This window comes from Erythrobacter sp. HA7-11, from assembly GCF_055693605.1.
Window position 1 is genome coordinate 34,472 of sequence record NZ_JBVFUF010000002.1, and the last position, 13,547, is coordinate 48,018.

13 protein-coding genes and 2 pseudogenes are annotated in these 13,547 nt (G+C 59.6%); 3 read left to right on the top strand and 12 right to left on the bottom strand.

Annotation, left to right across the window (positions count from 1 at the left end):
- Positions 1-47 precede the first annotated feature (47 nt).
- From ACZ1GU_RS00285 to ACZ1GU_RS00320, 8 genes and pseudogenes are all read right to left on the bottom strand, one after another.
- Entirely contained in the window at positions 48-569 is a 522-nt protein-coding gene (locus ACZ1GU_RS00285) for a demethoxyubiquinone hydroxylase family protein (RefSeq protein WP_472646156.1), read from the bottom strand.
- The gene (locus tag ACZ1GU_RS00290) at positions 566-1,042 is read right to left on the bottom strand and encodes a disulfide bond formation protein B (RefSeq protein ID WP_472646157.1); all 477 of its coding nucleotides are present in this window, start codon (positions 1,040-1,042) and stop codon (positions 566-568) included. Before ACZ1GU_RS00290 ends, ACZ1GU_RS00285 begins: the two co-directional genes overlap by 4 nt.
- A 20-nt stretch (positions 1,043-1,062) precedes the next feature.
- The gene (locus tag ACZ1GU_RS00295) at positions 1,063-2,409 is read right to left on the bottom strand and encodes a S41 family peptidase (protein ID WP_472646158.1); all 1,347 of its coding nucleotides are present in this window, start codon (positions 2,407-2,409) and stop codon (positions 1,063-1,065) included.
- Positions 2,410-2,555: 146 nt separating this feature from the next.
- Positions 2,556-3,791: a murein hydrolase activator EnvC family protein gene (locus tag ACZ1GU_RS00300; protein ID WP_472646159.1), complete on the bottom strand. Its 1,236-nt coding sequence runs from the start codon at positions 3,789-3,791 to the stop codon at positions 2,556-2,558.
- 18 nt (positions 3,792-3,809) lie between these two features.
- A pseudogene (locus ACZ1GU_RS00305) lies at positions 3,810-4,233 on the bottom strand (23S rRNA (pseudouridine(1915)-N(3))-methyltransferase RlmH).
- Positions 4,234-4,367: 134 nt separating this feature from the next.
- Positions 4,368-4,778 (bottom strand): ribosome silencing factor, encoded by a 411-nt coding sequence (gene rsfS, locus ACZ1GU_RS00310; protein ID WP_472646160.1) that lies wholly within the window; start codon positions 4,776-4,778, stop codon positions 4,368-4,370.
- A gap of 66 nt (positions 4,779-4,844) precedes the next feature.
- The gene (locus tag ACZ1GU_RS00315; protein WP_472646161.1) at positions 4,845-5,534 is read right to left on the bottom strand and encodes a nicotinate-nucleotide adenylyltransferase; all 690 of its coding nucleotides are present in this window, start codon (positions 5,532-5,534) and stop codon (positions 4,845-4,847) included.
- Positions 5,498-6,772, bottom strand: a complete 1,275-nt coding sequence (locus tag ACZ1GU_RS00320; RefSeq protein WP_472646162.1) for a glutamate-5-semialdehyde dehydrogenase — start codon at positions 6,770-6,772, stop codon at positions 5,498-5,500. The genes ACZ1GU_RS00315 and ACZ1GU_RS00320 overlap by 37 nt, the downstream gene beginning before the upstream one ends.
- A gap of 251 nt (positions 6,773-7,023) precedes the next feature.
- Here ACZ1GU_RS00320 and ACZ1GU_RS00325 point away from each other — a divergent pair, with 251 nt between their 5' ends.
- The gene (locus ACZ1GU_RS00325; protein WP_472646163.1) at positions 7,024-8,172 is read left to right on the top strand and encodes a M23 family metallopeptidase; all 1,149 of its coding nucleotides are present in this window, start codon (positions 7,024-7,026) and stop codon (positions 8,170-8,172) included.
- A 49-nt stretch (positions 8,173-8,221) separates the two neighbouring features.
- A complete protein-coding gene (locus ACZ1GU_RS00330; protein ID WP_472646164.1) occupies positions 8,222-8,641 on the top strand; it encodes a bactofilin family protein in 420 nt (139 codons plus the stop codon).
- A gap of 65 nt (positions 8,642-8,706) precedes the next feature.
- On the opposite strand, the pseudogene ACZ1GU_RS00335 reads toward ACZ1GU_RS00330, so the two are convergent.
- The 4 genes and pseudogenes from ACZ1GU_RS00335 to ACZ1GU_RS00350 all read right to left on the bottom strand — a co-directional run bounded on the left by ACZ1GU_RS00335 (position 8,707) and on the right by ACZ1GU_RS00350 (position 13,105).
- Positions 8,707-10,373, bottom strand: a pseudogene (locus ACZ1GU_RS00335) (long-chain-fatty-acid--CoA ligase).
- Positions 10,374-10,540: 167 nt separating this feature from the next.
- A complete protein-coding gene (locus ACZ1GU_RS00340) occupies positions 10,541-11,305 on the bottom strand; it encodes a cell cycle transcriptional regulator TrcR (RefSeq protein ID WP_472646165.1) in 765 nt (254 codons plus the stop codon).
- Positions 11,306-11,376: 71 nt separating this feature from the next.
- Positions 11,377-12,078 carry a glutathione S-transferase family protein gene (locus tag ACZ1GU_RS00345; RefSeq protein ID WP_472646166.1) on the bottom strand — a complete coding sequence of 234 codons (702 nt, stop codon included), beginning with the start codon at positions 12,076-12,078 and terminating at the stop codon, positions 11,377-11,379.
- The gene (locus ACZ1GU_RS00350; protein WP_472646167.1) at positions 12,071-13,105 is read right to left on the bottom strand and encodes an NAD(P)H-quinone oxidoreductase; all 1,035 of its coding nucleotides are present in this window, start codon (positions 13,103-13,105) and stop codon (positions 12,071-12,073) included. Before ACZ1GU_RS00350 ends, ACZ1GU_RS00345 begins: the two co-directional genes overlap by 8 nt.
- Positions 13,106-13,215: 110 nt before the next feature.
- On the opposite strand from ACZ1GU_RS00350, the gene ACZ1GU_RS00355 reads away from it, so the two are divergent.
- Complete coding sequence (locus tag ACZ1GU_RS00355; RefSeq protein WP_472646168.1) at positions 13,216-13,419, top strand: DUF1192 domain-containing protein; 204 nt, start codon at positions 13,216-13,218, stop codon at positions 13,417-13,419.
- Positions 13,420-13,547 lie beyond the last annotated feature (128 nt).

Sequence of the window (13,547 nt, forward strand, 5' to 3'; positions counted from 1 at the left end):
AATGCATTGTGAAGGCTCTGGGGACGGCGCAAAGGGTTAACTGGCCCTCAAATCCGTTCGCTTATCTTGATCGCGGCGCGGCAGCCCAACCGGATAGCGCCTGACAACAGCCCATAAGCAGGGGCGTTTTCCGCCCCATGCTCAATCGCAGCATCGTGATGCTCGCGCTCTTCCTCGCGGAACTTCTCGATCATCTCGGCGAGCTCAGGATCGGTATTGTCCTTCTCTAGCGCGTCGAGCTGATCGGAATAATGCTTGTCGATCTCGGTTTCGACCGCAGCGGTGCATGCCATTGCAGCCTCCGGTCCGAGCAAGGCCGTGCCGGCCCCGAGAGCATATCCGGCCATCGACCAGAGTGGTTGCAGCGCCGTCGGGCGCACGCCGCGCTCTGCCATCAGCGCGTCAAACTTTTCGCGGTGAACCTTTTCCTGCTCAGCCATATGCGCGATTTCCTGGCTGTGCGGTCCGCGGTCACCCATGACGGCGAGTTGACCCTCATAGATCCGCGTTGCGCCGAATTCTCCGGCCTGATCGACCCGGATCATACGGTGAATGTCTTCGCGTTTCATGTGCGCTCCTGCTTGGCTATCAGTCCCAAGATGGTGATCCCGCCGCCGCATGAAAAGAGGAAATTCCAACCGGCGAGTGAAATGCCGAACAGGCTCCAAGGCGCGACGTCACAGCGCACCAGCGGCGCGCTTGCATCTAGAACCGAGGCAACGGCATCGGGTCCGGTCGGGATGGTGGAGCAACCGGTGATGCCTTGCCACCAGCCATATTCAACGCCTGCGTGAAAGCCGCCGATCAAGCCAGAAGCGATGATCGCTAGCGCTGCCAAAGCGAGCCAAAGCCGTTTCGGTGCAGCCACCCAGCCGAGTACGGCAAACGGCAGTGCGGCAAAATGCGGCCAGCGCTGCCACCAGCACATCTCACACGGGAACAGGTCAAAGCCATATTGCGAGATATAGGCGCCGCCGAGCAGGCCTGCAGGCAATGCCAACGCCAATTGCTGCGCGGTGCGAAGCCGCGTTTGCTTAGCCATGCTGCCTCGCCCGCTGGCTCTTAGTCTTCGCGAAGTGCGACCGAACTTGCGGTCGTCCGGCGCAAGGTCTCCACCGCATAATGCAGCTGGAAATCCTCGACGCCTTGCTCCTCAAGCTGCTCTGCCGTCAGCTTGAAGCGCGGATCGTCGACCTTGTCGCCTTCCAGTTCCTCGTCCTTAAGGCCCAGCTCATTGACAAGGTGCCCGCGCAGATCGCTCTCACGGGTCACATACTTGCTGCGTAGTGCGTAATCAGGATCAGAAAGCTGCGGCACAGTAATGTCGGGCTTGATCCCGCCTTCTTGCACAGAGTGGCCCGAAGGCGTGTAATAGCGCGCGGTCGTCAACTTGAGAGCAGCGTCACGGCCCAGCGGCAGGAGCGATTGTACCGAGCCTTTGCCAAAGCTGCGATCACCCATGATCAGCGCTCGGCGGTGATCTTGCAGAGCGCCTGCGACAATCTCGGACGCCGAGGCAGAACCTGCATCGATCAGCACGATAACCGGGGTGCCTTCCGCCATATCGCCGCGGAACACAGTCTCAGCATCATACAGCAGAGTTTCACCGCGAGCGCGCCCGCGCTGCGAGACAATCCGCCCCTTATCGAGGAAAAGATCCGACAATGCGACGGCTTCATCAAGGCTGCCGCCCGGATTGGATCGCAGGTCGAGGATCAATCCGCCCATCCGACCGGTCGCCTCTTCCTGAAGCTTTTCCCACGCCTGAAAAACATCGCGGCCAACATCGGCGGAAAACTCGTTGACGGTAATCACACCGACATTTCCGGTTTCGAGTTTGTGCGTCACTGGTTCCAGCTCGATCACGCCGCGCGTCACATCAACTTCAAGAGGCTCATCGCGACCCGGGCGGAAAATCGTCAGCTGGATCGACGTGCCGGCCTGGCCACGCATCCGTGCTACCGCATCGTCCAGATCACCGCCATAGATGAGCTCGCCATCGAGATGGGTGATGAAATCGCCAGCTTTCACGCCTGCTTCTTCCGCCGGGCTGCCACGGAATGGAGAAACGACCTTCACCGCGCCCTCTTCCATCACGACCGAGAGGCCGAGCCCTGAATAATTACCATCGATCAGCGTGGTGAGCCGCTGCATCGCAGCCCCGTCAATATAGGCCGAGTGAGGGTCGAGTGAGGCAAGCATGCCGTCGATCGCGCCGCGCACCAGCTTCTCGTCATCGACATCCTCGACATAGCTCGCCTTGATCCTTTGATAGGTGGCGAACAGTTTCGAGAACTCCGGACCCGCGCGTCCCTCAACCTGCGCCATAGATGCGGTGGCGGTTGGAATAAGGGCAACTGTGGTCACAAGCGCTGCGCTTTGCAGCAGGGCGATATACTTCTTGGGCACGCAAGGCTCCTTCGGGATGAGACACTATGTGTATCGCGCAATCCCCCTTAACGCCAGATGAGAGCGACAGGCCGAGACCCAGCGTTGCATTTGGGGACAGCGCTGAGCGCGAATCCTAGCGATACAAAGCGCGCATGACCCTGTTTCTACAGGAATTGCAGCGGGTTGATCGGCTCGCCCGAGCGCCGCAGTTCAATCGTAATGGCCGGATCTTCACTCTCTGCGACGCCCAGCGGGCTGCCACTGACCAGATCATCGCCGACTTCAACGTCGCTCGACGCAAGGCCCGTGACGAGGCTGGTCCAACCGCCATCATGCTCGATAATGATGATTCGCCCGAAACCGCGATAGGGGCCGGAAAAAGCGACCCGGCCCGCCGCAGGGGCGATGATTTGTGCACCAGCTGCGGGCGCAATAGTGACGCCAGTGCTGCGCGCGCCGCTGTCTTTGAGCTCCCCAAATCCCGCGATCGTGCGCCCTTGGACCGGCATTTGAAACCCCGGTGGGGGCGCAGTCGACGTCGCGGTTGGCGCGGGCACAGGCGCGCCTGTGGCGACCACTTCAGCCGCGCTTGGGCGCGGTGGACGCAAAACCGGTCCGGGCAATGCCGCGAGTTCCCGGCGCAAAGCGCTCGCCGCACCCAGCTCTCCGATCAAACCGTCGAGGTCGCGCGCATCTTCCGCCAGAGCCAAGGCGCGCTCGCGTTCGCGCACAGCGTTGCTGCGCGCTTCGCGCGAGACAAGACGTTGCCTGGTTTCGAGCGCATCAAGCGCTGCGCGCCGTTCGCGTAGCGAGGTTTCACTGCCGCGCAGATCGGCCAGTGATTCGCGCGCTTGATCCTCCAGCGACCGCCCTTCCTCAAGATCACTTCGTAAAGCCGCAGTGCGAGCACGGACTTGCGGGATGGCGCTATCAAGCACCGCCCGAACATAAACCGTTTCGCGCAAGGATCCAGGCTGCAAAGCGGATAGCGCCAACGGACGTCGGGACATCGCCTGAAGCGCGCCGGTTAGCCTCACCAGCGGCTCCTGCCGCCGCGCCAGACTGCGACCCAATTCCGCTCGCCGGGCTTGTGCTAATGAATAACGCGCTTGTGCCGCCGCGATTTCCGCTTCGGATTGCTGGATTTGCGCGGCCAATGCGGCGGCTTCGCGCGCGGTTTTGTCTGCGGTGCGAGTGGCGGTTTCAGCTTGCGCCGTAAGCCGCCCAGCACGCGCTTCGGCATCTTTGGCTGCGGCCTGCGCGCGGGCCAATTGCTCGCGTGCTTCGGCAGGGTCGAGCAGGGCAATATCGCGCTGTGCCAATCCGAGCGGGGCCAAAGCAATCGCACCCGCCAGTGTGACGCCAATAAGTCCCAGTCCGATAACGCTTGGCCGTCTCATTGTCGCCCTTGTGCCCGATCAGCCCGAGCGATGATAGGGGTGACCGGCAAGGATGCTGGTCGCGCGGTAAAGCTGCTCCATCAGCATCGCCCGCGCCAGCAGATGCGGCCAGGTTGCAGGACCGAATGCTAACAGCAAATCAGATTTGGCACGTTCCTCGCGCGAATGACCATCGTACCGCACCCAAGACAAATCGCGCCTCCCTCATCCCGTCATCACGCCAGCGCCCCAGCAATGCGGCGAAATCCTCTGACGACATCGCCTTGCCACGCTCATCGAGCAGCACTGTTTTGTAAGGGGTTTGCGGATCGGGAATCTTGCCGCCGGTCTCAGGCAATTCAGTCAGTTTCACCGGCCAAGTCAGCCGCTTCTCATAGCGCGCGACCAGTTCTTCTTCCGGCGACCGGGCAATCTTTCCGCGAGCGATCACATGGAGAAGGATAAGAACGAGCCCCTGGTATTGAGCGTTTTGGCTTGGTCGCGGAGCACAGCCAGCGCAGCTGGCTGCAAGGGCGACCGCCCGCCCGCAAGGCCGCTAGGCCTGAGGAGTTCGCACCCCGGATGGGGTGCAGAAAACTATGACGCGGCTGCTTCGCTGCCGTCAAACGCCCACATGCGCTCAAGGTTGTAGAAGCTGCGCACTTCCGGGCGGAACAAATGCACCACCACATCGCCCGCATCGATCAGAACCCAATCAGCCGCTGGCAAACCTTCGATCCGCGCCGAACCAAAGCCAGCCTGCTTCACCTTCTCAGCAAGTTTCTGCGCCATCGAAGCCACTTGTCGGGTCGAGCGCCCGGATGCGATCACCATGTAATCGGCAATCGAGCTCTTGCCCTCCAGCGGGATCGAAACAATTTCCTGTGCTTGATCATCGTCAAGCTGAGCCATCACCAGCGCGTGCAGATCATGATCAGCCATATCAGCTGACCCGATCGCATGAGGCGCTGCGCCTGGCGCAGCCGACAAGATGTGTGCCTGTGTCATAGGCAATCATAGGTCTCCAGATTGTGGGGAAGTAAAATGCGGGAGATGAAACGCTTCGCATGCGCCTCATATTCCCTCCGATGAATGAACCCGTCTGAATGTCAGCCGGTCTCGCGCGCTTTGGCCAGTATATTGCTGCGCCCAATCCGCATTGGCGCGGCGGATCGCCGTGGCCGACCTTGGATCAGGATCGAAACGCAATAACACCAGTGCCGGTGCGCTCCATCGCCCCCGTTCTCGAAAGCTGGACACAGATGCGGAATAGCGCCTGAGCCAGGCCATGGCGGGGCTCGCCATTGCGGCACCTTCATAGCCGGGCCTTGCAATGACTGCAATCGGCATTGTGCGCGCAATATCGCGCCAAGCTTTCCATTTGTGGAATTGGGCGAGGTTGTCGGACCCCATTAGCCAAACGAATTGCCGCTTTGGATAACGCTGCTTAAGCGCCCGTAATGTGTTGATTGTAAAGCGGGTTCCGAGGTACTGCTCAATCGCGGTCGGGACGATCGGGGCGCGGCGTGCCTGCCGTTCAGCCGATTTGAGTCGGGCATTGAGCGGCGCCATCCCTTTGCGCGGTTTCAGTGGGTTTCCCGGGGAAACCAGCCACCAAACCGCGTCTAGAGCGAGCGCATCCATGGTAAAAAGCGTAATCCGCCGATGCCCGCCATGCGCGGGATTAAAGCTGCCACCGAGCAGCCCAGTGCGAATGGGCGGTTTGCTCAAGGACGTGCCTGACCCGAGCCGCGCACCAGCCATTTGTAGGTCGTCAGCCCTTCCAAGGCGACGGGTCCGCGAGCATGCAAGCGCCCGGTGGCGATGCCAATTTCTGCCCCAAGCCCGAATTCCGCTCCATCAGCGAACTGGGTCGAGGCGTTATGCATCACAATGGCACTGTCGACACAGGCTAAGAATTTCTGCGCCACGCCATCATCATCGGTGATGATCGCGTCGGTGTGCGCACTCGAATGCTCGGCGATATGGGCGAACGCCGCATTGACGTCATCGACCATTGCCACCGAGACGACCGAGTCGAGATATTCAGTGTCCCAATCGGCGGGTTCGGCAGATCTCACGCGTTCGTCGAGAGCCGCAATCCGTTCATCGCCGCGCACCTCGCAGCCTGCCTCGATCAAGGATGAAAGGAGCGCGTTGGCGTCGCTGAAATTCGCATCAATGAGCAAAGTCTCCATCGCGCCGCAGATGCCAGTGCGGCGCATTTTGGCGTTGACCACGATTTCTCGCGCCATCGCCGGATCGACCGCCGAATGCACATAGGTGTGACAAATCCCGTCGAGATGCGCGAGCACGGGCACACGCGCGTCTTTTTGCACACGCTCGACGAGGCCGCGCCCGCCGCGTGGAATGATCATGTCGATTGCGCCGTGCGCCTGCAGCATTTCCCCGACGGCAGCGCGATCCTGCGTTGGCATCAATTGCACTGCAGCGGCAGACACCCCGCCTTCGGTCAAGCCTGACCTCAAAGCAGCATGGATGGCGCGATTGGAATGCACCGCCTCGCTGCCGCCACGCAGCAACACCGCATTGCCGGAGCGCACGCACAAAGCCGCCGTATCTGCCGTTACATTGGGGCGGCTTTCGTAAATGATGCCGATCAGACCGATCGGCACGCGAATACGCGACAATTTTAGGCCGTTTGGCGGCCTGGTTTCATCGATGATCTGACCGACCGGGTCAGGCAAATCCGCCACCGCTTCAACGCCTGCTGCGATGCTTTCAAGACGCGCCTCATCAAGTAGCAGGCGATCAAGCATGGCGGGCGAAAGCCCTGCATCCTTCCCTGCCGCCATATCCTTCGCGTTCGCCTCCAGAATAGCTGCGGCGTCACGACTCAAATGTTCCGCTGCCATATGGAGCGCTTTTGCGCGGTCTTCGCTGGACATTATTGCAAGCTGGCGCTGAGCCGATCGCCCATCAGCTGCGAGCTGCGCGACCAGAGACCTGGCGTCGATTTTTGGAGGGGTTTGCATGTTCATTTCTAGGCGGCCTTAGCAGCGCATTTCAGAGCTGTCAGCGCCAACGCAAACCAGCGCTGATTCGGCCCTTCCGGCGTTGCGCAGATTTGCATTTTTTTGCATTTTTTGCGCAATATTGCACCCATATGAACCGTTCGTCCCGTCGCAGTTTCGACTCAGCGGGTCCGTTAACACTTAGATTCGACCTGCGGCGATTCCCTTGATAGCCCGCCTCAGACGAAATTGGGGCAAAAACACAAAAAGGGTTCGCCTTGCAAAACGAAGGTTCCACCAGCAGCTGGCGGGAGCGGTTGCAGGAGTGGTTTCCAGACCGCGAGTTTTTTATGCGCTCGCAGGGTCAGGTCCGCTTCATCACCATTACCTCGCGCATGCAGAAAATTGCTGCGGCTACGATTGTTGCGCTCATCCTCGGATGGGGCGTCACTATGTCTGCGATGGCTTGGTCCAAATACCAGGCCGACGCTGACCGTCTCTCATTGCTAGAAAACGCAGCCAAGGTTGCCACCGCTCAAGAGCGTTTGGATACTTATGGCGATGATCTTGATGCGGTCGCTCAAGACCTGACTAAGCGTCAGGATTTCATTGAGCAAATGACCGAAGCATTGCCTGCCGATGTGAAAGACGCCAATGGCACGGTGACCGACTCTTCTTCGGAAGCGTCGGAAATGATCGAAAAGGTTAGCGTTTCTTTTCCAGAGGCAGCGGAACTTGCACGGATCGAAGCGCGCCAGCTTGCCTATGTAGAGCGCGTCACTCGCTTTGCTGACGACCGCGCAAAACGCGCTGAACAAGCGCTACGCAAACTGGGCCTCAATCCCGATGCTATGGTCCGCAAAGCCGATCTGGACGCGATGGGCGGTCCACTGGAGCTGCTCGCAACTTCAGCCGACGGCAGCATTGACCCGCGGTTTGAACGTCTCGGCATGAGCCTCGCTCGTATGGCTGCGCTCGAGCGCGGACTGGACTCGGTTCCGCAGTTCACGCCAACAAATACCGCGGTAACACGGGAATCGTCAGGCTTCGGTTATCGCCGTGATCCGTTCAACGGCGGCGGCGCGATGCACAGCGGGCTCGACTTCAAAGGTCCGTCTGGCTCCGACATTTATGCTGCCGCCAAGGGCAGAGTATCATTCGCAGGCTGGAAGTCTGGCTATGGAAAGACCGTTGAGATTGAGCACGGCAATGGCATGATGACCCGCTATGCTCACATGTCGCGTCTCACCGCGCAGGTCGGCCAAGCGGTCGACGCGGGAGACCTCATCGGCGCGCTCGGCAGCACCGGCCGTTCGACCGGACCGCATTTGCACTTCGAAGTACGTATCAACAACCGCGCGGTGAACCCGCGCCCATTTCTGGAGACCGCACCCAATGTTCTCAAAGAAGCCCGCGGAACCCAGTGATCCCGCCGCACCGCCACCCAGCCCACCCAAACGTTCTCAGGGAAAATCTATGTCTTCCAACTCCTCAACCTTTTCTGTGATCGGCTCAGACGTTGCGATCAAAGGCAATGTTTCGGCTTCGGCTGACCTACATGTCGACGGCGCGGTAGAGGGTGACATCAAGTGCACATCGCTGGTTCAAGGCGAAAGCTCGCATGTAACCGGCGGAATTAAGGCGGAAACCGCACGGCTTTCTGGGCGGGTTACCGGTTCCATCACGGCTCGCGAACTCGTGATCCTGAAGAGCGCGCAGATCGAAGGCGACGTTCATTATGATGCGCTGACGATTGAGCAGGGTGCTCAGGTCGATGGCCGCTTCGCGCCGAATGATCGCCGCAAGCCAGAGGCAAAGCCTGCTGCGGCAGCGCCTAAGGGAAACGAGACCACGCCGAAGGGCGATGACGAGCCGCAGCTCAAGATCGCCCAGTAAGCCACTTGCGTGATCTCAAAAGAAAGAGCCGCTGACGCAGGTCGGCGGCTTTTTCTTTGCGCGTGTTAAAGGACCTCGGCGCGAAGAGCTTTGCGGTCGAGCTTCCCGATCATGGTTTTGGGTAATTCGTCGCGGATGACCACTTCATCGACCCGCTCGTGCTTGCCGACATGGCTGTTGAGCCAATCGCGCAGATCCTCGGCGGACGTGTCACTCCCCTCATTAACGGTGACATAGGCGCGCGGCACCTCGCCTTTGTAATCATCAGGCACGCCGATCACGAGCACCTCTTTAACCGCTTCGTGCTGCAGCACCACGTCTTCGACGTGGCTCGGAAAGACCTTGAAACCGCCGACGGCAATCATGTCCTTGATCCGGTCGACGATCTTGAGGAAACCGTCCTCATCCAGCGTCGCAACATCGCCCGTGCGTAACCATTTTTTGCCGTTGTGTTCAGCAAAAGTACTAGCCGCGGCATCGGGGCGCTTCCAATAGCCGCGCATAACCTGCGGTCCGTGGATGACCAGCTCTCCCGGCTGGCCCTCAGGCGCAAGTTTGGTCGGGTCTTCCTTATCGAGCAGCAAAATCTCTGTGCCCGGCACAACCTGGCCAATCGTGCCCTTCTTGCGCACGCCAACATAGGGGTTTGCCGAGACGACTCCTGAGCTCTCCGTCAGGCCATAGCCTTCGCAGACGCGGATGCCGGTAACTTCTTCAAACTTTGTGTGCACAGGGGCTGGCATTGGCGCTCCGCCAGAAATGCAGACCTTCAGCGAGGACACATCGGTTTTGGCCAGATCGGGATGATCGAGCAGCGCTTGAAACATAGTCGGCACGCCGGGAAAGCCAGTCGTTTTGTACTTCTGGATGGTCTGCAAGACCTGTTTGGCCTCAAAACGGGGCACGATTGCAATCGAAGCGCCGCTCGCGACCGCGTGGTTGAGCAGCGCGGTGTTGGCGAAAACGTGGAAGAAGGGCAGTGCGCCCATGAAGACTTCGTCCGACCCCTTGCCAAACGGGTTGATCGAAGCGGTTTGCTGTGCGTTCATCACCAGTTGTGAATGGCCGAGCATCGCGCCCTTTGGCCGACCGGTCGTTCCGCCAGTATATTGGAGCAAGGCAAGATCTTCTGCCGCATCAATCGCGGGTAGATCTCCTGTCGCCTCACCCAAAACATCGTTCCACGCCCGAATGGCATTCCCATAATTCACTTTGGCGAGTTTGCTGCGGTACCGAGGACCTTAAGCGCCAAGCCCTTCAGGCGCGGCAGCATATCGGGCAGGGAGCCGACGATCAGCGTCTCGAGGCGGGATCCGGTCAGCACCTTTGCAGCGGTCTCGTAAAGCTCTGGCACGCCCAGTGTGACCAGCACACGCGTGCCCGAATCCTCAACCTGCCATTCCAGTTCTTCGACCGAGTAAAGCGGCGAGAAATTGACCACCACCGCACCTGCCATCATCGCGCCGTAGTAGGCCGAGGCGTAAATCGGGACGTTGGGCAAGAAAAGGCCGACACGGTCGCCCTTCTTGATGCCCATCGCAATCAGGCCTGCGGCAAAGCGTCGGGCTTCGGAATAGATTTCCTTGTAGGAATAAGTGCGCCCAAGGAAATGCAGCAAAGGCGCGTCAGGTGCCGAGGTGGTCGAGCGCTCGAGCATGTCGGGCAAGCTCATCAATTCGAATTGCGTGTCCCAAGGCGTTGGGTGATGATAGGGGGCGCTACTAACACTCATGTTAATAGCATGGCGCATCATTTTCCCGTGCACAAGCGCTGTTCGTCGAGCGACGTGTGCTTTTCACAAGGTTGTACCGCGATGGCGCACACAACAAAAAGCCGCTCACCGGATGATTCCGAGAGCGGCTTTCTAGATTGTTCTTACGCTTAGGCGCCGATCAGCTTTCAGGCGTTTTGATCGCCATCTTCGCTTGGCGCAGCGGCATCGGCCTCGGTGCCGTTTTCCTCTGCATCACGCTTGGCGGCGAGCCAGGCTTCCGCTTCGGCTTCCTGCGCGGCTTCGGCGGCTGCTTTGGCATTTGCCTCACGCTCGGCGCGGAGCTCTTCGATGAGCTTATCCTTATCCGAACGCGTATCGCCATCTTCGGCTACCGGCGCCTCTTCAACCACGCCAGCGCGCTTCGCGGCCTTGGCAACGACAGCATCAAGCTCGCGCTGCGAACACAGGCCCAAAGTCACTGGGTCCTTCGGCTGAATGTTCTGGATGTTCCAGTGCGTGCGCTCACGAATCGCGCCGATCGTGTTGCGGGTCGTACCGATCAGCTTTGAGATTTGCGCGTCCGACACTTCCGGGTGGCTGCGCAGGATCCACGCGATCCCATCAGGCTTGTCCTGACGCTTGGAGACCGGCGTGTAGCGAGGGCCCTTGGTGCGGGTGACTTCAACCGGAGCCTTTTGCATGACGAGCGAATATTCGCTGTCGGCCTGACCCTTTTCGATCTCTTCCTGCGTCAATTCGCCAGCATGAACCGGGTCACGTCCGGTGTATTTGCTGCCAGCAAGATCGTCTGCCATCGCCTGCACTTCGAGCAGGTGAAGGCCGCAAAACTCGGCGATCTGTTCGAAAGACAGGCCGGTGTGATCGACCAGCCAGGTGGCGGTCGCATGCGGCATCAGCGGCTTTGGTTGTTCCGTCGGCGCTTTGGCCATGGGTAGACTCCATCAGGTCATGAAAGGATCATGAAATTAAAAGGGCCACCCCTTGCGGAGCGGCCATTGCGTTAGCGTAGATAGGCGAGAGCGCCGGATTCGGCAAGCGCGAAGGCGTATCTCCGAGACGAACGCGCCACCATCAGTCCATAGGGACGAATTTGGGCAGCGCCTCGATGCGGCTGATCCAGGCTCTGACATTGCGAAACGGCTCGCAGCGCAAAGCCGCCTTCCTCTGCCAAGTGCGTGTACGGAAACAGCGCAATATCTGCGAGGGTCAACGCGTCACCACATAAGTACGTGCGATCCGCAAGATGTTCGTCCATCACTCGCAATGCGTCCTGTCCCGCCTCGCGTTTCATTTCGATCTGCCCGCGCTGCCGCTCAGACAGATTGGCTTCACCCACAAACTTCATCCAGAACCGCAAGGTCGCGACATTGGGCTCGTGATTGTATTGCTCAAAGAACATCCAGCGTAGCATATCAGCCTGCGCCATCCGATCGTCCGGAATGAGCTCAGATCCGTGCGCTAAATACCAGCACACTGCATTGCTTTCGGGCAGAAAGCGCGCGTCATCGCCAGTGCCGATTTGCAGGACGGGAATACGACCGTTCAGATTGACGTTCGCCAGAAATTCTTCAGTCCGGGTTTCGCCTTCCAGAATGTTGTACTGCTTCGTCTCAAGCGGAATATCGAGCAGAGCGGCTGTCAGCTTGATCTTGTAGCAATTGCCGCTGCAGGGATCTTCGTGAAGAATGTAATGCTCAGACATCAGAGACCTTTAGCACGATTTTTCCTATATGCTCGCCCGCTTCCATGCGGGCATGGGCTGCGGCTGCCTCGGCCAGCGGGAAAGTTTGGTCCATGATGGGTGCCAGCTCTCCATTTGTGAACAGCGGCCAGGCGTGGCGCGAGATTTCATCGGCAAGCGCGGCTTTGAATGCGTCCGAACGCGGGCGCAATGTCGATCCGGTCAGCGTCAGGCGTCGCATCATGACAAAGGCCATATTGATATCAGCCTTTGCGCCGCCCAGCACCGCAATCGTGACGTGCCGTCCATCTTCGGCGAGGCATTTGAGATTGCGCGCGACATAATCGCCTGAAACCATGTCGAGCACGACGTTCACGCCCTTGCCGCCGGTTATCTCTTTCACCACCTCGACAAAATCTGCTTCGCGGTAATTGATCGCGTGATCCGCGCCGACTTCGCGCGCAGCCTGACATTTTGCATCATCACCGCAAGTTACGATTACGCGGATATCGAATGCCTTGGCGAGCATGATCGCCATTGTCCCGATGCCGGATGTGCCGCCATGGATCAGCAACGTGTCACCATCTGCGGCCAGTCCGCGCTCGAACACATTGTGCCAAACGGTGAAGAGCGTCTCGGGCAGAGCCGCCGCCTGCTTGAGCGGCATTTCGTCAGGCACCGGAAGGCAGTGCTGCCATGGCGCGGTGCAGAACTGCGCATAGCCGCCGCCCGGTGTGAGTGCCGCAACCCGGCTACCAAGTATTTCGCGCGGCACATTCGCGCCGATAGCGACCACTTCACCCGACGCCTCTAAGCCAAGGATCGGCGAAGCGCCCGGCGGCGCCGGATAATGACCCGCGCGCTGGATGCAGTCGGGGCGATTTACGCCGGCATAGGCGACGCGGATCAACACATCGTCTGTGCCGGGTTCCGGCACATCTACCTGTTCCAGGCCAAGCACATCAGGCCCGCCCGGCTTTGCAAATCCAATCGCGTGCATTGTCGCCGGGATCGTCGCAGCGTCGTCTGCCATGGCCGTTTCGTCCATGAAAAGCCCCCATTTCGCTATCAACCGCGCTCACTTGGTCGATATTGAGCGTGATTAACGCTGCGGCGCATTGACAGCAAGCCGATCCGCTTGCGATGTTGTGACTTGTGATGGAAGACGAAGATCGCCCCCGCCCAAAGGGAGACGCAGCCAGCAAGCTCGCCGGCGAAGATCTTTCACCCTATTCGCAAAGCGAGCTCGACGAACGTGTCGAATTGCTGGAGGCGGAAATCAGCCGGGTTAAGACGCACCGCGACAAAACGGCTGCGCATATGGCTGCCGCCGATGCCCTGTTTAAGAAGCCGGCATCATGAGTGCGCACCGCTCTCAAAATTCAGATTCGCAATCGCGCGCTGGGCTCCCATATAGATCGGGAACCTGCCTTACCTCCGCCTTTACTCTTCCCTTTAGCGAACATCCGCACACTTTCCTGTTAGAGACC